The 25,351-nt window shown below is 59.2% G+C and carries 24 protein-coding genes, 1 tRNA gene and 2 rRNA genes (1 of these 27 cut by a window edge); 16 read left to right on the forward strand and 11 right to left on the reverse strand.

Annotation, left to right across the window (positions count from 1 at the left end; all coding sequences use genetic code 11):
* The 6 genes from RA29_RS10595 to RA29_RS10620 form a co-directional block, all read left to right on the forward strand.
* Positions 1-202: the final stretch of a glycosyltransferase family 2 protein gene (locus RA29_RS10595; RefSeq protein WP_052249590.1), read on the forward strand. It extends 659 nt beyond the left edge of the window; the window shows 202 of its 861 coding nt (coding positions 660-861); the start codon falls outside the window, past its left edge; it ends in the stop codon at positions 200-202.
* Positions 203-595: 393 nt separating this feature from the next.
* Positions 596-3,425 (forward strand): 23S ribosomal RNA (locus RA29_RS10600).
* Between the two features lie 97 nt (positions 3,426-3,522).
* Positions 3,523-3,637 (forward strand): 5S ribosomal RNA (gene rrf, locus RA29_RS10605).
* 334 nt (positions 3,638-3,971) lie between these two features.
* Positions 3,972-4,685: a cytochrome c biogenesis CcdA family protein gene (locus RA29_RS10610; protein WP_039685604.1), complete on the forward strand. Its 714-nt coding sequence runs from the start codon at positions 3,972-3,974 to the stop codon at positions 4,683-4,685.
* Between the two features lie 18 nt (positions 4,686-4,703).
* Positions 4,704-5,102, forward strand: a complete 399-nt coding sequence (locus tag RA29_RS10615; protein ID WP_039685606.1) for a thioredoxin family protein — start codon at positions 4,704-4,706, stop codon at positions 5,100-5,102.
* Positions 5,103-5,178: 76 nt separating this feature from the next.
* A tRNA-Met gene (locus RA29_RS10620) sits at positions 5,179-5,255 on the forward strand.
* 33 nt (positions 5,256-5,288) lie between these two features.
* Here RA29_RS10620 and RA29_RS10625 read toward each other — a convergent pair.
* Positions 5,289-6,185 carry a hydrogen peroxide-inducible genes activator gene (locus RA29_RS10625; RefSeq protein WP_039685608.1) on the reverse strand — a complete coding sequence of 299 codons (897 nt, stop codon included), beginning with the start codon at positions 6,183-6,185 and terminating at the stop codon, positions 5,289-5,291.
* 227 nt (positions 6,186-6,412) lie between these two features.
* On the opposite strand from RA29_RS10625, the gene katG reads away from it, so the two are divergent.
* Entirely contained in the window at positions 6,413-8,587 is a 2,175-nt protein-coding gene (gene katG, locus RA29_RS10630) for a catalase/peroxidase HPI (protein WP_039685610.1), read from the forward strand.
* A 52-nt stretch (positions 8,588-8,639) separates the two neighbouring features.
* Here katG and pcaG read toward each other — a convergent pair whose 3' ends face one another.
* The 3 genes from pcaG to pcaC are packed head-to-tail and all read right to left on the reverse strand — an operon-like array spanning position 8,640 to position 10,307.
* Positions 8,640-9,209: a protocatechuate 3,4-dioxygenase subunit alpha gene (gene pcaG / locus RA29_RS10635; RefSeq protein ID WP_039685611.1), complete on the reverse strand. Its 570-nt coding sequence runs from the start codon at positions 9,207-9,209 to the stop codon at positions 8,640-8,642.
* Positions 9,209-9,952 carry a protocatechuate 3,4-dioxygenase subunit beta gene (pcaH, locus tag RA29_RS10640; RefSeq protein WP_039685613.1) on the reverse strand — a complete coding sequence of 248 codons (744 nt, stop codon included), beginning with the start codon at positions 9,950-9,952 and terminating at the stop codon, positions 9,209-9,211. Before pcaH ends, pcaG begins: the two co-directional genes overlap by 1 nt.
* Positions 9,924-10,307: a 4-carboxymuconolactone decarboxylase gene (pcaC, locus tag RA29_RS10645; RefSeq protein ID WP_039686011.1), complete on the reverse strand. Its 384-nt coding sequence runs from the start codon at positions 10,305-10,307 to the stop codon at positions 9,924-9,926. The genes pcaH and pcaC overlap by 29 nt, the downstream gene beginning before the upstream one ends.
* Before the next feature lie 118 nt (positions 10,308-10,425).
* Here pcaC and aspS point away from each other — a divergent pair, with 118 nt between their 5' ends.
* The 4 genes from aspS to RA29_RS10665 all read left to right on the forward strand — a co-directional run bounded on the left by aspS (position 10,426) and on the right by RA29_RS10665 (position 15,644).
* Positions 10,426-12,207 carry an aspartate--tRNA ligase gene (gene aspS / locus RA29_RS10650; protein WP_039685614.1) on the forward strand — a complete coding sequence of 594 codons (1,782 nt, stop codon included), beginning with the start codon at positions 10,426-10,428 and terminating at the stop codon, positions 12,205-12,207.
* A 93-nt stretch (positions 12,208-12,300) separates the two neighbouring features.
* On the forward strand, positions 12,301-13,692 hold the full coding sequence (locus RA29_RS10655; protein WP_039686013.1) for a DUF1800 domain-containing protein: 1,392 nt from the start codon (positions 12,301-12,303) through the stop codon (positions 13,690-13,692).
* 6 nt (positions 13,693-13,698) lie between these two features.
* A complete protein-coding gene (locus tag RA29_RS10660) occupies positions 13,699-14,874 on the forward strand; it encodes a DUF1501 domain-containing protein (protein ID WP_039685615.1) in 1,176 nt (391 codons plus the stop codon).
* Positions 14,875-14,924: 50 nt separating this feature from the next.
* Positions 14,925-15,644, forward strand: a complete 720-nt coding sequence (locus RA29_RS10665) for a GNAT family protein (RefSeq protein ID WP_052249591.1) — start codon at positions 14,925-14,927, stop codon at positions 15,642-15,644.
* A 15-nt stretch (positions 15,645-15,659) separates the two neighbouring features.
* Here the strand turns inward: RA29_RS10665 and RA29_RS10670 are convergent, their stop codons facing one another.
* A complete protein-coding gene (locus RA29_RS10670) occupies positions 15,660-16,379 on the reverse strand; it encodes a response regulator (RefSeq protein WP_039685616.1) in 720 nt (239 codons plus the stop codon).
* Positions 16,380-16,507: 128 nt separating this feature from the next.
* Between RA29_RS10670 and mce the strand changes: the two genes are divergently transcribed.
* Both mce and RA29_RS10680 read left to right on the forward strand, forming a co-directional pair.
* Entirely contained in the window at positions 16,508-16,912 is a 405-nt protein-coding gene (gene mce, locus RA29_RS10675) for a methylmalonyl-CoA epimerase (RefSeq protein WP_039685617.1), read from the forward strand.
* A complete protein-coding gene (locus tag RA29_RS10680) occupies positions 16,912-17,187 on the forward strand; it encodes a DUF1467 family protein (protein WP_039685618.1) in 276 nt (91 codons plus the stop codon). Before mce ends, RA29_RS10680 begins: the two co-directional genes overlap by 1 nt.
* On the opposite strand, the gene RA29_RS10685 is transcribed toward RA29_RS10680, so the two are convergent.
* From RA29_RS10685 to RA29_RS10700, 4 genes are all read right to left on the reverse strand, one after another.
* Positions 17,138-17,863: an EI24 domain-containing protein gene (locus tag RA29_RS10685; RefSeq protein ID WP_039685619.1), complete on the reverse strand. Its 726-nt coding sequence runs from the start codon at positions 17,861-17,863 to the stop codon at positions 17,138-17,140. The genes RA29_RS10680 and RA29_RS10685 overlap by 50 nt on opposite strands.
* Entirely contained in the window at positions 17,860-18,438 is a 579-nt protein-coding gene (locus RA29_RS10690; protein WP_039685620.1) for a nitroreductase family protein, read from the reverse strand. Before RA29_RS10690 ends, RA29_RS10685 begins: the two co-directional genes overlap by 4 nt.
* A gap of 61 nt (positions 18,439-18,499) precedes the next feature.
* Positions 18,500-19,606, reverse strand: coding sequence for a class II histone deacetylase (locus RA29_RS10695; RefSeq protein ID WP_039685621.1), 1,107 nt, complete (start codon positions 19,604-19,606; stop codon positions 18,500-18,502).
* Positions 19,607-19,883: 277 nt separating this feature from the next.
* The gene (locus RA29_RS10700; protein WP_039685622.1) at positions 19,884-20,372 is read right to left on the reverse strand and encodes a VOC family protein; all 489 of its coding nucleotides are present in this window, start codon (positions 20,370-20,372) and stop codon (positions 19,884-19,886) included.
* Positions 20,373-20,639: 267 nt separating this feature from the next.
* Between RA29_RS10700 and RA29_RS10705 the strand changes: the two genes are divergently transcribed.
* Entirely contained in the window at positions 20,640-20,942 is a 303-nt protein-coding gene (locus RA29_RS10705) for a hypothetical protein (protein ID WP_039685623.1), read from the forward strand.
* Between the two features lie 183 nt (positions 20,943-21,125).
* Here the strand turns inward: RA29_RS10705 and RA29_RS10710 are convergent, their stop codons facing one another.
* The gene (locus RA29_RS10710) at positions 21,126-21,308 is read right to left on the reverse strand and encodes a hypothetical protein (protein ID WP_039685624.1); all 183 of its coding nucleotides are present in this window, start codon (positions 21,306-21,308) and stop codon (positions 21,126-21,128) included.
* A 417-nt stretch (positions 21,309-21,725) separates the two neighbouring features.
* Positions 21,726-23,111 carry a guanine deaminase gene (gene guaD, locus RA29_RS10715; RefSeq protein ID WP_039686017.1) on the reverse strand — a complete coding sequence of 462 codons (1,386 nt, stop codon included), beginning with the start codon at positions 23,109-23,111 and terminating at the stop codon, positions 21,726-21,728.
* 168 nt (positions 23,112-23,279) lie between these two features.
* Between guaD and RA29_RS10720 the strand changes: the two genes are divergently transcribed.
* Both RA29_RS10720 and RA29_RS10725 read left to right on the forward strand, forming a co-directional pair.
* Entirely contained in the window at positions 23,280-24,011 is a 732-nt protein-coding gene (locus RA29_RS10720; protein WP_241462589.1) for a GntR family transcriptional regulator, read from the forward strand.
* On the forward strand, positions 24,008-25,351 hold the full coding sequence (locus RA29_RS10725) for a sulfatase-like hydrolase/transferase (protein WP_052249592.1): 1,344 nt from the start codon (positions 24,008-24,010) through the stop codon (positions 25,349-25,351). Before RA29_RS10720 ends, RA29_RS10725 begins: the two co-directional genes overlap by 4 nt.

The raw sequence follows: 25,351 nt of genomic DNA on the forward strand, positions 1-25,351 counted from the left end.
TCACGCCAAACGGTTCTTTCAGAAGGCTGAGGAGCTTGAGGTTATGCCTTGGGACGCAGCAACGACACACACATATGACATGATCCTGTCTGACATGAAGTTCAGCGAGAATGACGGCGTTATCCGATCACCGGGTATACCGCACATCGCAAGAACAACACTGCCAGATTGGTTCAAACACGCTGATGGATCAGATCAGTAAGAGCGCTACGGCGCTTTTACTCGTCCGATCCGGACGAATTGACATCGTATAGAGAGATACAAGTTACTTTGAGAGCAATCTTAAAGTAACAATCAACACTGTTTGGTCGCCCGAGTGTGGGTCTGACCTCGGTGTGGTTCCAAGACCTTGGCAACAAGGAGTTGGAAGGCGACATGATTGAGTGCTTCCTCGCTCACCATGACGTATCCCGCGCTGAAACGAACAGAGTTGTCCAAGTCAAGTACACTAACCCGCGTGTCCGCACGGGCACGCACCGATCCTTTTGACCGACATCAGAAGGATCAGGGAAAGTATGCTTTTGACCGGAAAATGCGGCTCAGTTGTTCCAGCTTCTGAGCCATTGAAGACGCAAGTCTTTCTTTTTCTGGATCAAATCAAGCGCGAGAAGGGCGTTTGGTGAATGCCTTGGCAGTAAGAGGCGATGAAAGACGTGATACTCTGCGATAAGCCGTGAGGAGCTGAGAATAAGCTTTGATCCACGGATCTCTGAATGGGGGAACCCACCTGACAGTTTCCTATTGTTACTTCGGTAATCAATAGGTCGCTGAACCAGGTACTTATAGACTGAATACATAGGTTTATAAGAGCAAACCCGGGGAACTGAAACATCTAAGTACCCGGAGGAAAGGAAATCAATTGATACTCCCCTAGTAGCGGCGAGCGAACGGGGACCAGCCGAGCCATGAATGTGACTAGAACGACCTGGAAAGGTCGGCCATAGTGGGTGACAGCCCCGTATAGGAAGCATGATTGGACGTATTAAGTAGGGCGGAACACGTGAAATTCTGTCTGAAGATCGGAGGACCACCTTCGAAGGCTAAGTACTCCTTACTGACCGATAGCGAACCAGTACCGTGAGGGAAAGGTGAAAAGCACCCCGACGAGGGGAGTGAAACAGTACCTGAAACCGAACGCCTACAATCAGTTGGAGGCCCCTTGAGGGCTGACAGCGTACCTTTTGTATAATGGGTCATCGACTTGGTCTTACTAGCAAGCTTAAGCCGTTAGGTGTAGGCGCAGCGAAAGCGAGTCTTAATAGGGCGTCGAGTTAGTGGGATCAGACCCGAAACCGAGTGATCTAGGCATGACCAGGCTGAAGGTAAGGTAACACTTACTGGAGGGCCGAACCCACACCTGTTGAAAAAGGTCGGGATGAGTTGTGCCTAGGGGTGAAAGGCCAATCAAACTCGGAGATAGCTGGTTCTCTGCGAAATCTATTTAGGTAGAGCGTCATCCGAATACCCCGGGGGGTAGAGCACTGGATGGGTAATGGGGCCCCACAGGCTTACTGATCCTAACCAAACTCCGAATACCCGGGAGTACTAGATGGCAGACACACGGCGAATGCTAACGTCCGTCGTGGAGAGGGAAACAACCCTGACCTACAGCTAAGGCCCCTAATTCATGGCTAAGTGGGAAAGCAGGTGGGACGACCAAAACAACCAGGAGGTTGGCTTAGAAGCAGCCATCCTTTAAAGATAGCGTAACAGCTCACTGGTCTAAATAAGTTGTCCTGCGGCGAAGATGTAACGGGGCTCAAGCCATGAGCCGAAGCTTAGGATGCCGTAAGGCATGGTAGCAGAGCGTAGTGTGACATAGTTCCTATCCTCTTTAGCGATCTTCGGATCGCCTTGGAGGATATTTGGAGCTTTCAGTGAAGCCGGCGCGTGAGCGATCCGGTGGAGAGATCACTAGTGAGAATGATGACATGAGTAGCGACAAAGAGTGTGAGAGACACTCTCGCCGAAAGTCCAAGGGTTCCTGCTTAAAGCTAATCTGAGCAGGGTAAGCCGACCCCTAAGGCGAGGCCGAAAGGCGTAGTCGATGGGAACCAGGTTAATATTCCTGGGCCAGGAGGATGTGACGGATTGTGAAGGTTGTTCACCCTTATCGGATTGGGTGGGCCGCTAATCAGTCCCTGGAAATAGCCCTCCATGAGATCGTACCCTAAACCGACACAGGTGGACTGGTAGAGCATACCAAGGCGCTTGAGAGAACGATGTTGAAGGAACTCGGCAAAATACCTCCGTAAGTTCGCGAGAAGGAGGCCCGGTTCCTAGGCAACTAGGGGCTGGGGGCACAAACCAGGGGGTGGCGACTGTTTATTAAAAACACAGGGCTCTGCGAAGTCGCAAGACGACGTATAGGGTCTGACGCCTGCCCGGTGCCTGAAGGTTAAAAGGAGAGGTGAGAGCCTTGAATTGAAGCCCAGGTAAACGGCGGCCGTAACTATAACGGTCCTAAGGTAGCGAAATTCCTTGTCGGGTAAGTTCCGACCTGCACGAATGGCGTAACGACTTCCCCGCTGTCTCCAACATCGACTCAGCGAAATTGAATTACCTGTCAAGATGCAGGTTTCCCGCGGTTAGACGGAAAGACCCCGTGCACCTTTACTACAGCTTCACACTGGCATCAGGCCATGCATGTGCAGGATAGGTGGTGGGCTTTGAAGCAGGGACGCTAGTCCTTGTGGAGCCACCCTTGAGATACCACCCTTGCATTGCTTGATGTCTAACCGCGGTCCGTTATCCGGATCCGGGACCCTGTGTGGCGGGTAGTTTGACTGGGGCGGTCGCCTCCTAAAGCGTAACGGAGGCGCGCGAAGGTTGGCTCAGAGCGGTCGGAAATCGCTCGTTGAGTGCAATGGCAGAAGCCAGCCTGACTGCGAGACTGACAAGTCGAGCAGAGTCGAAAGACGGCCATAGTGATCCGGTGGTCCCGAGTGGAAGGGCCATCGCTCAACGGATAAAAGGTACGCCGGGGATAACAGGCTGATACTGCCCAAGAGTCCATATCGACGGCAGTGTTTGGCACCTCGATGTCGGCTCATCTCATCCTGGGGCTGGAGCAGGTCCCAAGGGTACGGCTGTTCGCCGTTTAAAGAGGTACGTGAGCTGGGTTTAGAACGTCGTGAGACAGTTCGGTCCCTATCTTCCGTGGGTGTAGGATACTTGAGAGGAGTTGCCCCTAGTACGAGAGGACCGGGGTGAACGATCCACTGGTGGACCTGTTGTCGTGCCAACGGCAGTGCAGGGTAGCTATGATCGGACAGGATAACCGCTGAAGGCATCTAAGCGGGAAGCCCCCCTCAAAACAAGGTATCCCTGAGGGCCGTGGTAGACCACCACGTCGATAGGCCAGAGATGTAAGCGCAGTAATGCGTTCAGTTGACTGGTACTAATTGCCCGATAGGCTTGATTTGATCCAGTAGAAGCAAGACTTCACTGATCAAAGCATACACATCACAAGGTCGTACGCGACTTGGACACATTGTTGATTATTCTGAGCGGTTTTTTCGGTTTGGTGGTCATAGCGCAAGCAAAACACCCGGTCCCATCCCGAACCCGGCCGTTAAGTGCTGTAGCGCCGATGGTACTGCATCTTAAGGTGTGGGAGAGTAGGTCACTGCCAAACCTAAAAAGCCGCTCAGGATCGTATCTCTCATACGATGTTTCAAAAACACCGCCCTTTGGGGCGGTTTTTTTATGCGCAATAGAAATTTCGCATCTATCTCGGACCCAGTTTGCGCAGTGGCGCGCCACCGCATTCGTCGACCTGGCAGTTGGCGTCGAACGAGCGCCGTCCTAGTGGCATAGACGCGGTTGAGGCTGCAAAGATCCACAGCGGTCGGTGTACAGGGTCTTGGCAATCTCCCCTCGCGGCACAAAGAGCAAAGCTGACGCCAATGTGAGTGATGGTGTCCCTGCTTATTATTGAATCGTGCGCAACAGCGCGCACATAGCGTGTCATGGAATTTGTCTTTGCATATGCCGCAGGCTTGCTGACTTTGATCAACCCCTGCGTTTTGCCGGTGTTGCCCATCGTGTTGGTCAGTGCCCTAAACGCAAACCGCATGGGGCCGGTTGCCCTGGCGGCGGGAATGAGCGTGTCTTTCGTCACGTTCGGTGTGTTGGTCACAGCATTCGGCAGCGCAGTTGGCCTGACCCAGGACCTTCTGGCGCAGATCGGGGCCGTCATGATGATTGGCTTTGGTCTTGTCCTGGTTGTTCCCGCCTTTGCTCAGCGTTTTGAACTGGCGACCGCTGGAATGGCGCGCGGCGCGGATGCACGGATGAACACGCTGGACCATTCGGGTTTGCGCGGCCAATTCATGGGGGGACTTTTGCTGGGGGCTGTCTGGTCGCCTTGTATTGGCCCCACGCTGGGGGGTGCCATTGCGCTGGCATCTCAAGGTGAGAGCCTCGGCTATGTCACTGCGATCATGAGCTTTTTTGCTTTGGGTGTATCAACCTTAATCCTTGCCCTCGGACTTGGGGCGCGTGAGGCGATCCGGGCGCGTGCCCAGTCGTTGCGTGGACTGGCGGAGAGGTCCAAGCCTATTTTAGGTGTCACATTCATGGCCGTCGGGTTGATGCTTCTTCTTGGCGTGCACCACATCATCGAAGCCTGGGCCATTCAGGTGTTGCCAATCTGGCTCCAGGACTTGTCCGTTGCACTTTAACTTTACGAAGGGGACCAAATGAAACGTCGCACTTTTCTGACGGCCACCGCGGCTGCTTCACTTCTGCCTTTTGCCGCGCGGGCGGCAGGGTTTGTCGAGTACACGCCCGGTCTGATCCAGTCCGAACTGGATGCGGGTCGCACGGTTCTTGTCGATTATGCTGCCGATTGGTGCAGCACGTGTGCAAGGCAAGAGCGGGTGATCACTGCACTGCGCGGCGGCAATCCGGCCTACGATCAGGCGATGACGTTCGTCCGGGTCGATTGGGACGAATTTGCGCGGCATGAGGTGACCACATCGCGCGGCGTTCCACGCCGCTCTACCTTGATTTTGCTGCGCGGGGACCAGGAACTGGGCCGCATCGTGGCGGGTACGTCGCAAAGCCAGATCAAAGGTCTGCTCGACCGCGCTTTGTGACGGTTTTCTGACGACAAAAGTGGGGGATGGTCTTGCGGTCCCCCGCGACTCGGCGTACACCGCCCAAACCAATTGGCGCGGGATGGAGCAGCCCGGTAGCTCGTCAGGCTCATAACCTGAAGGTCGTAGGTTCAAATCCTACTCCCGCAACCAAAAACGCCGTCCTTCGGGGCGGCGTTTCCCGTTTCAGTCCTTGTGCCCGGCGGCCTGTTGCACCAGCGGAACGAGGTCTTGCAAGGCGGGTCCCATGGGGTTGGTCGCGCGCCAAACCATGCCGATGGATCGGCTGGGCGCAGTCCCCGCGAAACGGCTGATGCATACGGGTGCCGACCGTGTTTCCACATCGATGGCCATTTCCGGGATCAGCGTCACACCAATGCCCGCGCCCACCATCTGGACCAAAGTTCCCAGTGAGCTGCCGTCTAGCCCACCGCGCGGACGGTTCGGGTTGATGTTGCAGAACGACATGGCCTGATCGCGGAAACAGTGCCCTTCCTCCAATAGAAGCAGACGCAACTGTGCCAGTTCGTTCACGGTCGCGGGTGGTGCAGTCGCGTCGGTTTTGGGGCGAATTAGCACCATTTCTTCTGAAAATAGAGGGCTTTCGACGAGGGCCGGTTCGTCGAGGGGCAGGGCGACGATCGCGGCGTCCAGTTGCCCGTCCATCAATTCGTCGATCAGTCGTGGTGTCACAGTCTCGCGCACATGCAGGTCGGTTTGAGGGTGCGCCTGCGTCACCTGGCTGATCAGATTTGGCAGCAGATAGGGCGCGATGGTTGGGATGATGCCAAGGCGCAGGCGGCCAAGGGTGGTGCCGCGCGCCGATGTGGCCCAGTCGCCCAACTCGTCCATGGCGCGCAGGATGGCTGTCGCGCGGGTTTCAAAGTCTTCGCCCTTTGGCGTTAGTCGCAGGGCGCGGGGTTGCCGCTCGAACAGCTCAAGGCCGAGGGTTTGCTCCAGGTCGCGGATCTGCACGGACAACGCGGGCTGGGAAATGGCACATCTGTCCGCTGCCCGACCGAAGTGCAGGTCCTGCGCGAGTGCCTTGAAGTACCGCAATTGTCGGAGGGTGATATTCATAATTTTTACTTATGGATCTGATTGAAAAATGCAACTTCTAATAATGTAACCTGCACCTTACTTTGCCGGTACACGCAGACGGTTCGGCAAAAGGAAATCCGAATCGAAGGCATCCAGAGGCTTGGTACCGGGACGGCAAATGAATCTGAAGACAAGTCTAGAATGATTCTTAACTGGCCTTAGATGTGCAAGCAGCAACGACACCAACGCAGCAAAGAACGGAGACTGACATGGACGGCAACGATATTGGCAAATGCCCCGTCATGCATGGCGCAAGCCTTGCCAGCACATTTGGCGGACGCACCAACAAGGATTGGTGGCCAAACGCCCTGAAAGTCGAGGTGCTGCACCAGCACGGCACGCGGATTGATCCGATGGATGCCGATTTCGACTATCGCGAAGCGGTGAAGGGGCTGGATTTTGACGCTGTCAAAGCCGACCTGCATGCCCTGATGACAGACAGCCAGCCCTGGTGGCCCGCAGACTGGGGACACTACGGTGGCTTCATGATCCGGATGGCGTGGCACGCGGCAGGCACATATCGGAAGCAAGACGGTCGCGGTGGTGGTTCCGCCGGTGACCAGCGCTTTGCCCCGCTGAACTCCTGGCCGGACAATGCGAGCCTCGATAAAGCCCGCCGTCTGCTGTGGCCGGTGAAGAAGAAGTACGGCAACGCGCTGTCCTGGGCGGACCTGATGCTGCTTGCGGGCAACATTGCCTATGAATCCATGGGCTTGAAGACCTTTGGCTTTGGCTTCGGCCGTGCCGATACGTGGGCACCGGGCATCGACATCAACTGGGGGGAAGAGACCGAGTGGCTGGCCCCGTCCGAGAACCGTTACGAGGATCTGGACGAACCGGGCACCATGGCGAACCCGCTGGCGGCTGTGCACATGGGCCTGATCTATGTGAACCCCGAAGGTGTGAACGGCAATCCTGACCCAGCCCGGACCGCGCTGCATGTGCGTGAAACTTTTGCCCGGATGGCAATGAATGACGAGGAAACGGCGGCACTGACCTGCGGTGGCCATACAGTTGGCAAGGCCCACGGCAACGGCGATGCAGAAGTGCTGGGAGCCGAGCCCGAAGGCGCTGGCATCGTGGACCAAGGCATGGGCTGGACGAACCCTACTCAGACGGACAAGGCGGATTCGCTGGTCACCTCAGGCATCGAAGGTGCCTGGACGACCGAGCCCACCAAGTTCGACATGGGGTATTTCAAGCTGCTCTTCGGTTACGAGTGGGAACTGACCAAATCGCCCGCAGGCGCGCATCAGTGGAAGCCCATCGACATCAAGGAAGAGGACATGCCCATTGATGCCGGCGATGGCACGACCCGTACTATGCCCATGATGACCGATGCCGACATGGCGATGAAGGTCGACCCGGCCTATCGTGCAGTCTGCGAGAAGTTCATGGCGGACGAAGACTACTTCCGCGATACTTTCGCCCGCGCATGGTTCAAGCTGACCCACCGTGACATGGGCCCGCGCGCCAACTATATCGGCCCCGATGTTCCGTCCGAGGATCTGATCTGGCAAGACCCGATCCCTGCTGGCAACACCGGCTACGATGTGGACGCGGTGAAGACGATGATCGCGGCAAGCGGTGTGTCGCATGCCGACCTGATCGCGACTGCATGGGACAGCGCTCGCACCTTCCGTCGGTCGGACAAGCGGGGCGGTGCCAATGGCGCGCGCATCCGGTTGGCCCCGCAGCGCACGTGGGAAGGCAATGAGCCTACGCGTCTGGACGCGGTATTGGCAGCGCTTGAGGCGATTGCGGCAGAGACTGGTGCCTCGGTTGCGGACGTGATCGTGCTGGCGGGGAACGTGGCTGTTGAAGCGGCGGCGAAGGCGGCTGGTTTCGATGTCAGCGTGCCGTTTACGCCCGGTCGCGGCGATGCCACGGACGAGATGACAGACGCCGATAGCTTTGACGTGCTGGAGCCTCATGCCGATGGTTTCCGCAACTTTGCCAAGGCTGATCTTGCCATCAGCGCCGAGGAAATGACGCTCGACAAGGCGCAGCTTCTGGGTCTGAACGCGCAGGAGATGACTGTGCTGCTGGGCGGGATGCGTGTGCTGGGCACGAACCATGGCGGGTCGAACCACGGTGTGTTCACCAACCGCGTGGGCCAGTTGACGACCGACTTCTTCGTCAACCTGACTGACATGGCCTATAGCTGGCATGCCATTGACGACGGCACCTATGAGCTGCGGGACCGTGCGACGGGCCAGATCAAGTTCACGGCGACAAGTGCTGACCTGGTCTTTGGTTCCAACTCGATCCTGCGTGCCTATGCCGAGGTTTATGCTCAGGACGACAATGCCGAGAAGTTCGTGAAGGACTTTGTCGCCGCATGGACTAAGGTGATGGACAACGACCGCTTCGATCTGCTGTAAGCGATTGTAAATAATGTGAAACGCGGGTCCGTTGTGGCCCGCGTTTTGCGTTTCAGGCGTCGAAGAAGACGGTTTCGTTTGGGCCTTGCAGGTGGATGTTGAACTGGAAATGCCCGTCCGCGACCTGTTTGGTGATGAGGGTGTCGCGCCTTGTGTCTTCGACCAGTGACAGCCACGGGTCGCTTGGCAACTTTGGTTCGTCCGGAAAATACATCCGCGTGTGCAGGCCCACATTGATGCCTCGGGCGACGATCCAGAACGTGATGTGGGCAGCACCCCCGCCGGTTGCGCCGGGGCGGATCGTTTCGAACCGCCAAGCACCTGTGTCCTGATCCGCAGGGCATCGGCCCCAACCTGTGAAGCCTGTGTTCGTCGTGCTGAAATGGCCCGCAGCGTCGGCTTGCCAGATCTCGATCAGCGCATCGGTCAGCGGTGCGTCTTCGCCGTCGTACACCGTACCGGTGACGGTGATCCGTTCGCCTTCAGTCGAGTCGGTCAGCATGGTTGCGCCGGGATCGCTGGCGTAAACGCCTGTGATGCCTGCAAAATTGGGGGTGCAGCCGATATGGACATACGGTCCGGCGGTTTGTGACGGGCTTTCCTTGAGCCGTTTGGTCGTCATCAATTTCCCTCCATCCGATTTCCGAACGGGGTCGATCCGCGCCCGCGCAGGATGATGTCGAAGCGGTAGGCGAGTGCGTCCATGGGTGCCGTTGCGTCCATGTCCAGACGGGCGGTCAGTTGGGCGATGGCAGCGGAGTCGGAGATGGCGCGCACGATCGGGCAGAGGGGGATCAGTGGATCCCCTTCGAAGTACATCTGGGTGATCAGACGCTGGGCAAAGCTGTGGCCGAAGACTGAGAAGTGGATGTGGGCGGGGCGCCAGGAGTTGGGGCCGTTGGGCCACGGGTAGGGGCCGGGCTGGACCGTTGTGAAGCGGTACGTGCCGTCGTCATCGGTGATCATCCGCCCGCAGCCGCTGAAGTTAGGGTCGAGCGGGGCGAGGTACCCTTCCTTGGCGTGGCGATAGCGTCCGCCTGCATTGGCTTGCCAGACCTCGATCAGTGCGCCGGGCACTGGGCGGGCGTTTTCGTCCCAGACGCGCCCGTGCACGATCATGCGCGGGCCAATCGCCATCTCGCCCGGTGCTGCGAAGTTGCGGATTAGGTCGTTGTCGAGGGGGCCGAGCATGTCGTGGCCGAAGACGGGGCCATGGTCCTCGCTGGGGGATGGCGGCGCCTTGACCAGCGGTTTTTGCGGGGATCGGAGGATGCTGGATTTATACTCAGGGAAATGGGCTGCCGGGTTCCAGTTGCGGTCCCTTGGGTAAAGGGGGTCAGCCACTCTCGGCCTCCATCTCGGCATATGTCTCCTTCGCGATTTGTAGGGCGCGGTTTGCACGCGGCACACCTGCGTAGACGGCTACATGCTGGAATGCTTCGGCCACATCGCTTGGGGTGGCCCCCGTTCGGGCCGTGGCGCGGATGTGCATGGGGATTTCATCGAAATTGCCAGTGGCCGCCAGCAGGGCGAGGGTCAGCATGGACCTTTCCCGCAGGCTGATCGCGTCGCTGGCCCAGACAGTGCCCCAGGCTCCTTCTGTGATCAGCTCTTGGAACGGTGCGTCAAAGGCTGTTTTCACCGCTTGCGCCCGGTCCACATGCGCATCGCCCAGCACGGTCCGGCGCACGCCCATGCCCTTGGCCCATTTGTCGTCCATCGCAGCCTCCCTTTTCATCGGTGATAGCATGGCCCAAACCGCGTTGTCGCCTTGACTTTCCACCCCCTGCCCGGTGTATCTGCGCCGATCAAAACCGCAGCCCCGAAGGGACACGACCATGCATGCTTACCGCTCTCACTCCTGCGCCGCTCTGACCTCGGCCAATGTGGGTGATACTGTGCGTTTGTCGGGCTGGGTCCACCGGGTGCGCGACCACGGTGGCGTGCTGTTTATCGACCTGCGCGACCATTACGGTGTGACGCAGGTGTTGTGCGACCCCGACAGCCCGGTGTTTTCGGACGTCGAGAAAGTGCGCAGCGAATGGTGCATTCGCATCGATGGCAACGTGAAGGCGCGGGACGAGAGCCTGATCAACCCCAAGCTGCCCACGGGCGAGATCGAAGTCTACATCCGCGATCTGGAAGTTCTGGGCCAATCGGCGGAACTGCCGCTGATGGTGTTTGGCGATCAGGAGTATCCGGAAGAGACGCGCCTGACCTACCGTTACCTCGACCTGCGTCGTGAGAAGATGCAGGAGAACATGAAGCTGCGATCGGACGTTGTGGCGTCGATCCGCAAGCGCATGTGGGATCAGGAGTTTCGCGAGTATCAGACGCCGATCATCACGGCATCCTCGCCCGAAGGTGCGCGCGACTTTCTGGTGCCGTCGCGCCTGCATCCCGGCAAATTCTATGCGCTGCCGCAGGCCCCGCAGCAGTTCAAGCAGCTGTTGATGGTGTCGGGCTTTGACAAGTATTTTCAGATCGCGCCGTGCTTCCGGGACGAAGACCCGCGCGCAGATCGCTCGCCCACCGACTTCTACCAGTTGGATATGGAGATGTCTTTCGTCGAGCAGCAGGATGTGTTCGATACCATCGCGCCTGTGCTGGCCGGTGTGTTCGAAGAGTTCGGCGGCGGCAAGAAAGTCGATGCGCCCGAGACGTGGGAGCAGATCAGCTACCGCGATGCGGCGCTTTGGTATGGCAGCGACAAGCCTGACCTACGCAACCCGATCAAGATGCAGGTGGTGTCCGACCATTTCCGCGGGTCCGGTTTTGCGATCTTTGCCAAGTTGTTGGAGCAGGACGGCACAGAAATCCGGGCCATTCCCGCGCCGACAGGCGGCAGCCGCAAGTTCTGCGACCGTATGAATGCCTATGCGCAGAAAGAGGGTCTGCCCGGGATGGGCTACATCTTCTGGCGCGATCAAGGCGAGGGGATGGAAGCGGCTGGCCCGCTGGCGAAGAACATCGGGCCGGAACGCACGGAGGCCATCCGCCAGCAACTGGGTCTGGGCGTCGGCGACGCGGCGTTCTTCCTTGGCGGCAAACCCAAGGCGTTCGAGGCCATCGCGGGCCGCGCGCGCAACGTTATCGGTGAAGAGCTCAAGCTTATCGACGAGGACCGCTTCGCCTTTGCCTGGATCGTGGATTTCCCGATCTACGAAGCGGACGAAGAAACCGGCAAGATCGACTTTGAACACAACCCGTTCTCCATGCCCCAAGGCGGGATGGACGCGCTGGACGGCGATCCTCTCAAGGTGCTGGGTTATCAGTATGACCTTGCCTGTAACGGCTACGAGCTGGTGTCGGGCGCTATCCGGAACCACCGGCCTGAGATCATGTTCAAGGCGTTCGAGATTGCAGGCTATGACGAAGCCGAAGTCCGCAAGCGGTTCGGCGGCATGGTCAACGCCTTCCAATACGGTGCGCCGCCCCACGGTGGGTGTGCTGCAGGCATCGACCGGATCGTGATGCTGCTGGCAGGCGAACAGAACATCCGCGAGGTGATTCTGTTCCCGATGAACCAGCGGGCCGAAGATCTGATGATGGATGCGCCGAACGATCCGACCAGCGATCAGTTGATGGAACTGGGTCTGCGCGTCATCCCGCAGGACTAGGCGAAGAAACGCACAATTCGAGGCGGCCACCGGTGCAAACTGGTGGCCGTAATGCTATCTTGATGCCGTGGTTTGCTGCATCGGGTGACTGTCTTGCGTTCGTTTGACCCTCAACTCGCTGAAATCCGCTTTGGCTATGGGCTGTCGCCTGAATACGCACCGCCGCAGGACGTGTCGGCCATGCTGTCTGGGCTGACTGCGCCCGATGTGATGGCCCAGACCTATCCAATCGAGAGCTTTCGCGACTTTCGTTCGCGCATGATTGAGGTGCGCGGACAGCGCGAGATTATCAGAAAGAACCGTGGGACAGACATTGCGGTCGACGCGCGCAAGAGACGCAATGTGCTGAACAGGATTGCGCGTGAGGATATGGCAGTCTGGGTGGGGCATACGATGCTTCGGCGTGCCCACACCGAAACGGCCTTCCGCGAGCGTATCGTCGCCTTTTGGGCCGATCACTTCACGGCCATTGGCAAGCGTGGCCTTATTCGCCGTGCGACGTCCCCCTATATCGAAGATGCGATTCGTCCGTTTATCGCTGGCCGCTTCGAGGACCTGTTGGTGCATGCAGCCACTCATCCGCTGATGGTGGATTATCTTGATCAGCGTTTGTCGACTGGACCAAACAGCGAGCGTGCCCAAGCGGCTGGAAACAATCGCAAGATTGGTCTGAACGAAAACCTCGCGCGGGAATTGCTTGAGCTGCACACGTTGGGTGTGGATGGGCCGTATACGCAACAAGATGTGACAGAATTGGCCGAGTTGCTGACCGGGCTGACATTCGATGTGCAGAACGGCATGAAGTACCAAAAGCGGTTGGCCGAGCCCGGGGCAGAGACTGTGCTTGGCGTGACCTATAGCGAGACGGCGAGCCTGAAAACGGTTCATACCGCGCTGAAGGATTTGGCGCGCCATCCTGCAACGGCGCGGCACATCGCAACCAAGTTGGCTGTGCACTTTGGGCATGATACGCCGGATCCGGATCTGATCGACGCTGTTGAAACGGCCTTTATCGACAATGATGGTGCGCTGCTCCCCGTGTATGAGGCATTGCTGTCGCACCCTTCGGTCTGGTCGCCTGACTTGTCCAACATAAAGCCGCCCATTGACTTCATGTCGTCGGCCCTGCGTGCGCTGGCGGTTCCACCCATGGCATTCGCGGATCGCAAAGAGCGGTGGACGCGGCGGTTGTTCATGGAGCCCCTGTTTGACATGGGGCAGAGGTGGGAGTTGCCGGGGGGGCCGGATGGCTGGCCAGAAGAAGATGCGGCGTGGATCACGCCCCAGGGCATTGCGTTGCGTGTCTCGTGGGCGATGGGGGCGCCCCGCCGATTGATGGATCCGTTGCCGGACCCGCGCGACTTTGTGGATCATGCCCTTGGCCGCTTTGCCGACGAACCTGTGCGTTTTGCCGCTGCTGCTGCTGAAACGCGGCCAGAAGCCATAGGCCTGGTTTTGATGTCTCCCGCCTTTCAGCGCAGATAGGAGAACATGATGTCCCCTTCCGTTTCTCGCAGAAGTTTTCTGGCCCGCACCGGGTTGATTGGGTGTTCCTTGGCTGCAAGCCCGCTGTTGACGCCTGTCAGCTTTGCGGCCGCCCCTTGGGACACACGGCTGGTTGTGATCATCCTGCGCGGTGGGATGGATGGGCTTGATGTGGTGCGGCCCTATGGCGATCCTGCCTTTCGCGCGTTGCGGGGCGATATGTCGCCGGGTCCGGAGGGCGGCGCGCTGGACCTCGATGGTCGTTTCGCGCTTCATCCCGGACTTGCGTCACTGATGCCGATGTGGAACGCGGGTCAGCTGGGGTTTGTGCATGCGGTGTCGACGCCGTACCGGGACAAACGCAGCCATTTCGACGGTCAGGATCTGCTGGAGGCAGGCACGACCAGTTTGAACGGGGCGCGCGACGGCTGGCTTAACCGTGTTTTGCAGGTCATGCCCGGTGTCACGTCGCAAACGGCATATGCGTTGGGACGCAGCGATATGCGGCTGGTTCAGGGCAGTGCAGAGATTGCGAACTGGTCGCCCAATGCTGATCTGGGCATCAGCCCCCAGGCTGTTCGACTGCTCGAGGTGGTAACCGAACGTGATCCCGCCTTGCATGCGGCGCTGTCAGAGGCACAGATTTTGTCGCAAGTGGATGATGGTGATGCAGAAAAGCTCAAAGGTGAACATCTTGAGATCGCCAGTTTTGCTGCAGCCCGCCTGTCGGAAGATGCGCGTATTGCGGCCTTTTCGCTGAATGGGTGGGATACACATGCGGGTCAGGACCGGGACATAGAAAGGGCGTTGACCCGCTTGGCCGATACACTCGTGATGTTGCGCGGCAAGATGCGTGGCGACACGTGGGGCAAGACCGCCGTTATCGCCATGACCGAGTTTGGGCGGACGGCGCGCCCCAATGGGACTCGTGGCACCGATCACGGTACGGGTGGATTGATGATTCTGGCCGGTGGCGCGATCAAAGGCGGTCGCGTCTACGGCCAGTGGCCGGGCTTGGGCGACGGTGATCTTTACCAGGAGCGTGACCTGATGCCGACAGGTGATGTCCGGGCGCATGCCGCGTGGGTGATGCGGGGGCTGACCGGTCTGGATCGGGCTGCATTGGAAGGTGCCGTGTTCCCGGGGCTTGATATGGGGTACGATCCCGGCCTCTTGCTTTAGGCTGCGACAATCTCCTTGGACTTTGGCAGAACCTTGCCTAACGTCCGGGCATGACTGCGATTTATACAGTGAATGCGGCGCCTGTCCCGGACTGGACACCGCCGCCCGTGCCGGACGACCAGCTTGTTTTTACGGGCCGTTACGCGCGGATTGAGCCGCTTCGGGCAGATCGGCATGCGGCCCTGCTTTATCGCGAATATGCGGGCCATGACGCCGTTTGGGACTACATGCCCTACGGCCCCTTTTCGTCGTCATCCCAGTATCACCGTTGGGTGCGTGACATGGAGAATGACCCCACCCTGCAGTTCTATGCTGTCTTCAATATCGCAACGGGATGTTACGAGGGCGTCGCCAGCTTCCTGCGTATCGCGCCCGAGGCGGGCAGTATCGAGGTGGGGCACATCAGTTTCAGCCCCGCCTTGCAGAAGACACGCGCCGCAACAGAGGCGCTGTACCTGATGATGGCGTGGGCGTTTGAGGCGGGGTATCGCCGGTTCGAATGGAAATGCGACGCGCTCAACCGTGGATCGCGCCGCGCTGCCCAGCGTTTGGGGTTGAGCTATGAGGGGATCTTTCGCCAAGCCACTGTGGTCAAGGGGCGCAACCGGGATACGGCCTGGTTTGCTGCTATCGACAGTGAGTGGCCCGCGCTCAAGGAGGCGTTTGGCGTCTGGCTGGCTGACAGCAATTTCGATGCGGACGGGGCGCAGCGGGAACGTCTATCGGATCTGACCCGGCTGGTGCGCGTGGCCGACGATCCGATGACGTGAACTGAACCTGGGCAGTTAGATCGCGATCTTTTCCGACAGCCGGTCCTGCACAAGCCCCGCAATCACAGCGGTTTCCGACGCTGCCGCGTCACCGCGCGCGCGCTTGGCCGCCAGTGCATCCGTTGCCTGCAGCAGTTCCAGATCCTGCGCGCTGCGGGCCACACCGCCAAGAAACTGTACGACATAGTCAAGGGCACGCACGTCCTGCGCATCCTCAAGCACGTCGGCCACATGAACCATATCGTCCCGGTAGGCGATCGGGTCCGGTTGAACCTCTCCATCCGGCAAGGCGCGGGGGCCAAGGGGTTGGCGGTCTTCCGGCAAATGCGTCAGGATCGCCTCCTGAAAATTGGCAAGCGAAACGACGGGTTTTTCCATGAACCCATCGGCGCCCGCCTCAAGCGCGCGCGCCTCGCTATCGGCATCGCCGGAAATGCCCAGAATCACGTCCGGACGCTGCACTGCCGACACCAGCTCGCGGATCAGGTCGGCCCCGTTCCCGTCCGGCAATCCCAGATCCACAATCGCTACGGAGGGGCGGTAGACCTGTAGATGACGCCGCGCGGCACGCATCGTGTCGGCGCGTCTGATCCGTGCGCCGCTGCGCAGGCACAGAAGGCGCATCGCCTCACAGGCATAGCGGCTGTCCTCGATCACCAGAACGGTCAGGCCCAGAAGCGGGCGCAACGACGTCGGCGCAGGGTAGGTTGGTTTGAACGGGTCCGTCGTATCCATCAGATCCTCCAAAATCTCTTGCGACTCATCGTTACGTCGCCATGCCTAACAGCGCGTTAACGTCACATTGCACCTCGCCCGATCCTTGGCGATAAGGGCGCAAATGTGAGCCAGAGGAGCCCCAGAACATGATCGGTCGCCTGAACCACGTCGCCATCGCCGTCCCTGACCTAGAGGCCGCCGCCGCGCAGTACCGCAGCGCGCTGGGCGCCAATGTGGGTGAGCCGCAGGATGAACCCGACCACGGTGTCACCGTCATTTTCATCGAGCTGCCGAACACCAAGATCGAGCTTCTCTATCCTCTGGGAGAAAACTCCCCCATTCAGGGATTCCTCGATAAAAACCCGGCCGGCGGCATCCACCACGTTTGCTATGAGGTCGAAGATATCCTTGCCGCCCGGGACCATCTGAAGGCCAGTGGCTTGCGTGTGCTGGGCGATGGAGAGCCCAAGATCGGCGCGCATGGCAAGCCGGTCCTGTTCCTGCATCCCAAGGACATGAACGGCACCCTGACCGAGCTTGAGCAGGTCTGATGGGCATCACATCCGCCCTTGTTCTTTATGCCGTGATCTGGTGGCTGTGCTTCCTGATTGCCCTGCCGATCAAGGTGCAGACGCAAGGTGATCTGGGCGAGATTGAGCCGGGCACCCACGCAGGTGCGCCCGAGCATCACCACACCCGTCGTAAGGCGTGGATCGTAACCTGGGTGTCGCTGGTGTTGTGGATCATCATCGCCGGGATCATCTTTTCCGGATGGATCAGTCTGTCCGATATGAACTTCTTTGATCGGGCGCTGCAGCCGCTGTAACCCCATGGAATATATGGGTGAACGTGGCAGCCCCGATGATCGGGATCAGCAGGTTCACGAGCGGCACAGACAGCGGGATCGCCATCAGCGTGCCCGCCAGCCAGATGGTGACGTTGTGGGCGCGGCGTAGCTCTTTCGCTCGCGCGCGCCCTACGCGGCGCATGGCTGCGAGGGTGAAGTATTCGCTGCCCAGCAGGAACCCGTTCAGCCCCCAGAAGATAAAGGGGGCTGCGGGGGCAAAGACCACGTAGAGGATCAGTGCCAGGATGTTGGCCCCGATCAGCACGCCAAGGAAGTTGATCGTGTCCACGATGGCATCGCCGATGGGCACGTTTTGCGCGGGCGGTAGGTGTGGATAGTGTTTGTCTTCAACGGCTTGCGCAACCTCATCCAGGAACATCGAGGTGATGGCCGAGGCGACCGGCATCATCAGGAAGATGGACAGCACGAGGAACAGGAAGAACGAGCTCCACGTGATGATGTCGCCGAGCCATGTGATCGTGCCGATCCATGGGACGGATACTCCATCTGCGGTGAGCCAGCCGATGAACCAGACAAGGCCCGATGTCGCCGCGATGAGCAGGGCAATCGTGAGTGCTATGCCCAGCAGCAGCACACGGCGGAAGCGCCGGTCGCTGATCTGGCCGAGGGCCGAGAAGAAGGCGGTGAGGATCATGTGTCGACCCATGTTGTGATGGCGGGCACGTCCGGTCTTGGGCGTTCCGGTGGGGCGGAGGTCTCGGTGCCGATATGGATGAAACCGGCGACGCGTTCGTTGTCTGCAAGGTTTAGGGCGTCGGTCATGAAGCCCCGGTCGTGGCTGGGCCAGCCGCTGAGCCAATTGGCGCCCCAGCCTGCGGCGAGGGCGGCATTCAGGAGGGACAGGCAGACAGCACCTGCCGAGTAAGTCATTTCCAGCACTGGGATTTTTTCGACGTCGCGGGTGATTTCGATAACGGCGACGGCGAGGTGCCCTTGGTCAAATTGGGTGCGTCCCTTGGTGATCTGATCGGGGTCGAGGTTCAGCGCGTGGCCGCGTTTTTCGGCGGTCTCTGCCAGCCGTGGCATGGCGCCTTTGCCCAGCACGATGAAGCGCCAAGGTTCGAGCTTGCCGTGGTCCGGTGTGCGGGCAGCGGCGGTTAGAAGCTGTTCTAGGGTTGCCTGGTCTGGGACGGGTTCGGCGAGCGTCTTGGCCGGGCGGGACCGGCGGGTGAGCAGGAAATCGAGGGCGGCTTGGTTTTTCGCGGGCATATGTTACGCCTTTTTACATGTTGAGGGTCATGTCGTGGCGTTGTGCTGCGACGTCAAGGGGTTAGAGGTTAAGTTGTTGCGCCATATGGTCAATTTCGGCGCGCAGGAAAGCGTCGAACCTTGGGCCCGGTTGGCGGTTGTTCAAAGCGCGGGCCATGGGGTCGGGGGCGGTGATCTTGCTGCCGGAGAGCGCTTCGAGCGTGGCGTGGCCGCAGAAGGGGACGTAGATTTCGGAGTAGCCGCCCTCGTGGCTGAGGACGAGTTTGCCGTTGCAGAACCTCTCGGCTAACGCTTTAATTTTGAGCGTCATTTCGCGGAAGGTCTCGGCTGTGGCCAGCATCCGGGCGAGGGGGTCAACCGCGCCTGCGTCGAAACCGCAGGCGACGATAATCAGGTCGGGGTTGAAGGCTTCGATGGCGGGGGTGACGACCCGGTCGATGGCGTGGAGATAGGCGGCGTGACCGGCGCCTGCGGGTAGTGGGAGGTTGAGGTTGGTGCCTTCTCCGGCACCTGCTCCGCGGTCGGCTAAGTGGCCGGTATCTAAAGGGTAATTGCCTTCCTGATGCAGCGAGATGGTGAGCACATCTGGGCGGTTGTAGAAGATCGATTCCGTGCCGTTGCCGTGGTGGACGTCCCAGTCGAGGACGGCGACGCGCAGGTCAGGGCGGGTGGCTTTGGCGGCTTCGATTGCGATGGCGATGTTGGCCATCAGGCAGAAGCCCATGGGGGTCGCCGCCTCGCAGTGGTGGCCCGGTGGGCGGGCGAGGGCGTAGGCGTTTTCATGCGTGCCTTGCAGGACTGCTTCGACGGCGGCGGTGGTGAGGCCGGCGGCGAGGGCTGCGATTTCGTACCCGCCCTTGGCGAAGGGGGCGTGGTGGCCGATTTCGCCGCCTTGATCATCGGACATCGCTTTGAATTTGCTCAGGTATTCCTGCGGGTGGACGCGCAGGAGTTGCTCGGGTGTAGCGGCGTCGGCGGAGGTCACGTGCAGGTCATTCGTGAGGCCGGTGACGTCCATCAGGTTCTTCATCCGGCGCTTGGTTTCAGGGCTTTCGGGCAGGCCGCCAGCGGCCAGCGGTTGCACAAATCCGCCCAAAGGAACGGTGAAGGCATAGTTGCCGCCGCCGTGCCACATGGTGCGTTCGTCCCAGAAAAATGCGGTGCTCATCCGACCCTCCGATTTGGGGACAAGGTGGCGGAGCGACGGGGTGTTGTCCATGGCAGCGTGCGGTCTGTTAACCGGGGCTTTGGGTGCTGATTTCGGGAGGCGACGCGGCCCGGAATTTGGAAAACTGCACATTTTGCCGGTGAAACTGCGTGTTTTCGGGCCGCGATATCCGGGCCGTTTCGACCGGTTTTGGCGAAACTGCACATATTACGCCCGAAACTGCGCGTTTTGGTGTTTGAGCGGGCAAACCGGCCCGGAAAAGGGTTAACGCAGGCGATTATGCCGCACCTTCGGCGCGCAGCGCGTCCACGTCGAGCGGCTGGTTGACCATCGCAAGCGTGCCGTCTGGATCGCGGGGCCAGTCGGCCTCTGGCCGGTCGCGGTAAAGTTCGATCCCGTTGCCATCGGGGTCACTGAAGTAGACGGCTTCGGAAACGCCGTGATCGGCAGCGCCATCGAGCGGGGTGCCGTGGGCGAGCACCCGGTTGAGGGCGGCCCCGAGGGAGGCGCGGTCGGGGAAGAGGAAGGCCACGTGGTAGAGACCGGCCGCCCGTTCGGGTGCGGGGCCTGCGCCACGGGAATGCCAGGTGTTGAGGCCGATGTGGTGGTGATAGCCGCCTGCGGACAGGAACGCCGCCTGATCGCCGTAGCGCTGGGTGAGCGTGAAGCCGAGCACGTCGCCGTAGAATGCGATGGCGCGGTCGAGGTCGGTGACCTTGAGGTGGATGTGGCCGACGCTTGTGTCGGCGGGGACTTTTGCGGGCATGGTGCGGCTCCTTTGCTTGGGAAGCTAGGGAGTGCGGGTTTTGGTTGCTAGGCGCAGGGGTGCACAGGTGTGGTGCGCGTGCGTCTTTGCCGATGCCCAAGAAGGGCTGTCGCAAAACCGTTACATTCTGCGTGTTACCGCTATCGCAGACATGAAGCTTTATCGAAGCATACGGTCGATATGACGCTGAGGGGTTGGACAGCTCTGACCCCGCCAAATGACAGCGCGTCGTTCGTGTCTAACGCATATCCAAACATACGGAGACTGATGATGGCGCACACGCGCTCGAACCTGGGTCTTGGCCTGCAAATGGCCATTGGCCCGATGTTCCTTTTGGGCATCATGATATTCACTGGCATGCCACCAATCCTGACAGGGGTGGTGACGCTTGCCATGGCATTCTACGCATGGTCGGAGTTCCGCAAGCGGAGCACACTTCGGCGGCGGGACGATGGCGTCTACGTCTGGATCGAGTGGTACGGTTTCGAGCGGACGTCGGTCACTGACCCGTCGAAACCCGGCGGCGCGTGGGACTGTGACGGAGATGGTGGAGGTGACGGCGGCGACTGACCATTTTCACTTTCCGTCTTGAGACATCGCAACGGGCCCTTTGGGGGCCTATTTTATGTGGACGACTGTCAAGTTGACCGGTCAATGCTGCGATGGCTCAATACGTCCGCAAATGGCGGGATTGAGCCCATAGTCACGGATGCTGCATTTTGAACGAAGGGCAGCTTACGTGAAAATACCGGTTTAGTCTCCGCCGTCGTCGCTTCCATCAAAGAGGCTACGATGCCCGGTGGCGTGGTCACCATTGCCACGAATGTTGTGCCGCGTTGGGCCTTTGAGACGAGGAGTTTTGAACGCAAAAAACAGTGCGCCCGCAATGATCGCAAACGCAATTGAAAAGCCAATTACAAGTTCAACGAAGGTCACTAAGTCTAATCCTTTGGGCTCGAATACACTGCTAAACTTTCAACGATCCGATGCCAACCCGACATTGGTGCAACCGCAGCGAAAGTCCGCAAAGTCCGCAGACGGTGGGTTCGTGTGGCGTCGGGTTGTGCGCGTGCAGCGAATGGTAGCATGACCATATGCCCTTGGCTGCGGGCGGCTGGTCGGTTGTCAATCTGCGGCAATTCAAAGGGCACTGTACATGCCGGGCAGGTATCCCGTTTTTGGTTCAACTTCCTCGCGCTGAGCCGCTACGGACCACAACAGCAGTCGTTGGCATGACACGTCCCAGCGTCGCCAAAACACTTACTGTTCTCTGCCTGCACACAGCGTCATGCGAAGAGGTGTGTGCAAAAGATGGCATGATTGCCGCGTCATGAGCGATTTGTCCCAATCCGTTCATCTTGCTTGTTCGGGACGTGTTTTTACCTCTGCCCCTGCAACCCATACCTTTGAAATGGCGGCTGCAGTCGCATTCAAAACCAGTTTTTCGAATATGTCTTGCATCGTATCTGTGTCGGATCTGCGGAAGCCAGACGTAGCACCACCTGACTGAATGGCGATTGCGTCAAACTGCGCGCCTGGCTCAAAGGCGCCGACCGGCAATGATGCAGCGTTTGCGCCGCCTTTTGTCGCCAGCCAGAACACTTCTGTGGTTGTCAGCGGTGCTTCACCTGTCCCACGTGCCTTTGCGGTGACAGAGGGCTCCGTTCCGGAGCAGGCACATCGTGACGCCATCAACGCATAGCGGGCGGCATCAAACAGCGATGGGCTGAAGCCGCCTGAGATATCCGTGCCAAGCCCCACCTTCACGCCGTGATCAAGGGCGCGGCGAACAGGCAGGACGGCGTTGGCGAAATAGGCGTTGGACAAAGGGCAATGCGCGATCGACGCGCCCGCGTGTGCAAGATGGGTCATGTCGGATGAGGTGACGAAATTCGAATGCGCGAGGATCGTCTTGTCCGTAAGCAGACCAAAATCCTTCAAGGCTTCGGCATCTGTCTTGCCCAGCCTGTTTCGAACATACTCCACTTCCCAATCGCTCTCGGCGCAGTGGGTTTGCACACGCGCGCCCGTTTCCGCAGCGAGTGCGCCCAAACCATGCAACAGATCGTCCGTGCAGCTTGGCACAAATCGTGGGGTGATCGCGGCATGCACGAGTGGCACCTTGCCATTCTGGCCGTCCTGCAATGCAGCCACAGCGTCGATGAATGCACGTGTCTGCGCAATGGCGTCTTCGGCTGAGGGATCGCGATAGTAGTCCGGGCACGTGTCTGGATCATCCATCGCCACCTTGCCGATCACCGCCCGCTGTCCATGTCGCAGGCAAGCCTCTGCCAGGATGATGTTTGCCTTCAGATCGACCGAGCCGAAATAGACCGCTGTCGTTGTGCCATGCGCCAGAAGAGTTGCGACGAGGTCGTCATAAACCTCAAACGCATAAGCGTGGTCGGCGAATTTGGCCTCAAGCGGAAACGTGTATTTCAAAAGCCAGTCTTCAAGTGGCGCATCCAGCGCCTTTCCCAGCTGCGGCCATTGAGGTGCATGAATATGTAAATCCACAAGGCCCGGAATGAGATAGCTGTCCTCGGGTAGTGTGAAGAGACTGCCGTTTGCTTCGGCGCGCGCCAGGATGCTCTCATGATCCGTGTCTCCCGGCGTGGTGACCGATTGGATGGTTCCGGCAGCATCAATCGCGATGGCGCAGTCGCGTAGCGGCCTCATCTTGTTCCGATTTGGTGTGTGAAACGCCGTACCAGCAATGACGCGCGTCATATTTTCCATCTCGATCCTCTTTGCCTTTGCCGATAGCATGGCTGTTTCGCTGCATTTTTGAGCAGGCCCGCAAGACATCATTGGAAAAAACGGTGACTCTGGCGGAAATATAGTTACCTTAGAAAAAATAGGTTGGACCTCCAACTTAAATTTGTGACTCTGGCGACATGGTGAATGATGCTGAAACAACTTCCAACAGTTGAGCGTCTGAGAGAGGCGGTTCTCGCGGCGGCGGTCGAGCGTAAGTTGACCGCAGGCGACCGCATGCCGAGCGAAGGCAAGTTGGCCGAGCAGTTCGGGGTGAGCCGCAACACTGTGCGCGAAGCGATGATTCAGTTGGAAAGCGAAGGCATTGTTGCGCGGTGCCATGGGGTGGGCACGATCCTTCGGCGTACGCCTGGCAGCCATCTGCGGTCCGGTTCTATACCAGAAGTCATTAAGAGCCAGGGGCAGACGCCCGGGGTTGAACAAATCTCGATGGCTCAGGACATTGTGGATGCGGATATTAGCGCCCGTTTTCGTATGGCTAAAGACGAAAAGCTTGTGCGTCTCGAACGGGTCCTGACGGCTGACAAACGCCCGGTTGCCTTCATCGTGGATTACCTGCCGCAAGATCGCGTGCGCGGATGGGACATTGATTGGTCCACTTTTGACGGCAACCTCATTCGCGTTTTGTCCGATCACACAGGTTCGCAGAGGTTTTTACAAAACGCATCTATGTCAGCGGTTGTTGCGGATGACAGCATCGCGGAAAAGCTGAAATGCGAGATTGGTACCGCTCTGGTGAAAACATCGTCTGACATGTTTTCCGAAAAGGTCGAACTGCTCGCAGTTACGCATCTTCTTATCGTACCCGACACGATCCCGATCGAGTTTGCCGGGACCATCTACGCATTGAGCGGATCGTGAGTAAGCCGCCCAATATCCTTGTCGTGTTCAACGACGATCATGGTCAGTGGGCCTTGCCTGCTTATGGCAATTCGGAGCTACATACGCCGTCCGTATCAGCACTGGCTGCCAATGGCGCGGTGTTTGAAAATGCCTTCACCCCGGTTCCGGTGTGCTCTCCCGCGCGGGCGAGTTTCATGACAGGGCTGTTGCCGACCCAGCATGGTTTGCACGACTACCTGAACTCGGCGGACCAGTTTAACGGTCGGTCGTGGGTGCAGGATATCGCCACACTGCCCAGGATGCTGCATGACGCGGGCTACCATACCGGTCTGTCAGGCAAGTGGCACATTGGGCGCGACTACGATCCCCAGCCGGGTTTCGACGATTGGTTTGCGCTGGCGGGCGACTATCCGATCTATCACCGCGCCGCGAACCGGTTCTGTGACAACGGCCATCTGCATGCGCCCGAAGGGTATCTGACCCAACTCATCGCTGATCGCACGGTGTCGTTCTTGCGTGATCGCCCGAAAGACCAGCCTTTCTTTCATTTTACAGGATTCTACGCGACCCACTCGCCCTGGGAAGACCAGCCCGAAAGACTGGTTGCGCAATATGCCGACGCACACTTCGCGGACATCCCAAGCGCAGAGCGCGTTTTTGACGGCGACATCCTGAACATCGAACTGCCACGGGACGATGCCGCGGCCCGTCGGCGGGCCAAGATGCAATACTATGCCGCCGTCACGGCGATTGACGAAGGGGTCGGGCGTATTCTGGATCAGCTGACCGCGTCGGGAGAGCTGGAAAATACCCTGATCGTCTTCACCTCTGACCATGGGCTGTGTCTGGATCATCACGGGATTTGGGGCAAAGGGAACGCGACCAGCCCACAAAACATGATCGAGGAAAGCATGCGCATTCCCATGATCCTGTCTGGGCCGGGCGTGCCGAAAGGTGCGCGCCCCACGGCATTTGCCGATCACCTTGATCTGTTTCAGACGCTGGCCGTTGCCTCGGGTGTAGAGCCCACTGGCGGCCCCTTTGCAGGGCAGTCGCTTTGGCCTGTTCTGGCTGACGATGCCCCGGATTGGCGCGATGCCCAATACGGGGAATACGGCACCGCACGCATGATCCGCACTGCAACGCACAAGCTGATTGCCCGCTTTGACAACAGACGCGACACCCTGTTCGCCCTGCAAGACGGAGAGGCGCGCAACATCATCGATGACGCCCCAGACCTCGCAGCCGAGTTGAGATCCAGATTGTCCGCGCACTTCGCACAATTCGAAGACCAACCACCAAAAGCCGAAGAATTCTTCGGTGAACCAAGATTCAACCCGGTTGAGGCTTGGCGATAA

Source organism: Tateyamaria sp. ANG-S1 (genome assembly GCF_000814025.1).
In the GTDB taxonomy this organism is placed as follows: domain Bacteria; phylum Pseudomonadota; class Alphaproteobacteria; order Rhodobacterales; family Rhodobacteraceae; genus Tateyamaria.

What these genes read in the sequence shown, in the direction of transcription:
- RA29_RS10690 (WP_039685620.1), bottom strand. Translation starts at nt 18,438, where the DNA reads ATGCCCGCGAAAAACCAAGCCGCCCTCGATTTCCTGCTCACCCGCCGG.
- RA29_RS10700 (WP_039685622.1), bottom strand. Translation starts at nt 20,372, where the DNA reads ATGCCCGCAAAAGTCCCCGCCGACACAAGCGTCGGCCACATCCACCTC.
- katG (WP_039685610.1), top strand. Translation starts at nt 6,413, where the DNA reads ATGGACGGCAACGATATTGGCAAATGCCCCGTCATGCATGGCGCAAGC.
- RA29_RS10720 (WP_241462589.1), top strand. Translation starts at nt 23,280, where the DNA reads ATGCTGAAACAACTTCCAACAGTTGAGCGTCTGAGAGAGGCGGTTCTC.
- RA29_RS10670 (WP_039685616.1), bottom strand. Translation starts at nt 16,379, where the DNA reads ATGGATACGACGGACCCGTTCAAACCAACCTACCCTGCGCCGACGTCG.
- RA29_RS10660 (WP_039685615.1), top strand. Translation starts at nt 13,699, where the DNA reads ATGATGTCCCCTTCCGTTTCTCGCAGAAGTTTTCTGGCCCGCACCGGG.
- RA29_RS10680 (WP_039685618.1), top strand. Translation starts at nt 16,912, where the DNA reads ATGGGCATCACATCCGCCCTTGTTCTTTATGCCGTGATCTGGTGGCTG.
- aspS (WP_039685614.1), top strand. Translation starts at nt 10,426, where the DNA reads ATGCATGCTTACCGCTCTCACTCCTGCGCCGCTCTGACCTCGGCCAAT.
- RA29_RS10665 (WP_052249591.1), top strand. Translation starts at nt 14,925, where the DNA reads ATGACTGCGATTTATACAGTGAATGCGGCGCCTGTCCCGGACTGGACA.
- RA29_RS10705 (WP_039685623.1), top strand. Translation starts at nt 20,640, where the DNA reads ATGATGGCGCACACGCGCTCGAACCTGGGTCTTGGCCTGCAAATGGCC.
- pcaG (WP_039685611.1), bottom strand. Translation starts at nt 9,209, where the DNA reads ATGACGACCAAACGGCTCAAGGAAAGCCCGTCACAAACCGCCGGACCG.
- RA29_RS10610 (WP_039685604.1), top strand. Translation starts at nt 3,972, where the DNA reads ATGGAATTTGTCTTTGCATATGCCGCAGGCTTGCTGACTTTGATCAAC.
- guaD (WP_039686017.1), bottom strand. Translation starts at nt 23,111, where the DNA reads ATGGAAAATATGACGCGCGTCATTGCTGGTACGGCGTTTCACACACCA.
- RA29_RS10695 (WP_039685621.1), bottom strand. Translation starts at nt 19,606, where the DNA reads ATGAGCACCGCATTTTTCTGGGACGAACGCACCATGTGGCACGGCGGC.
- mce (WP_039685617.1), top strand. Translation starts at nt 16,508, where the DNA reads ATGATCGGTCGCCTGAACCACGTCGCCATCGCCGTCCCTGACCTAGAG.
- RA29_RS10685 (WP_039685619.1), bottom strand. Translation starts at nt 17,863, where the DNA reads ATGATCCTCACCGCCTTCTTCTCGGCCCTCGGCCAGATCAGCGACCGG.
- pcaC (WP_039686011.1), bottom strand. Translation starts at nt 10,307, where the DNA reads ATGGACGACAAATGGGCCAAGGGCATGGGCGTGCGCCGGACCGTGCTG.
- pcaH (WP_039685613.1), bottom strand. Translation starts at nt 9,952, where the DNA reads ATGCCGAGATGGAGGCCGAGAGTGGCTGACCCCCTTTACCCAAGGGAC.
- RA29_RS10615 (WP_039685606.1), top strand. Translation starts at nt 4,704, where the DNA reads ATGAAACGTCGCACTTTTCTGACGGCCACCGCGGCTGCTTCACTTCTG.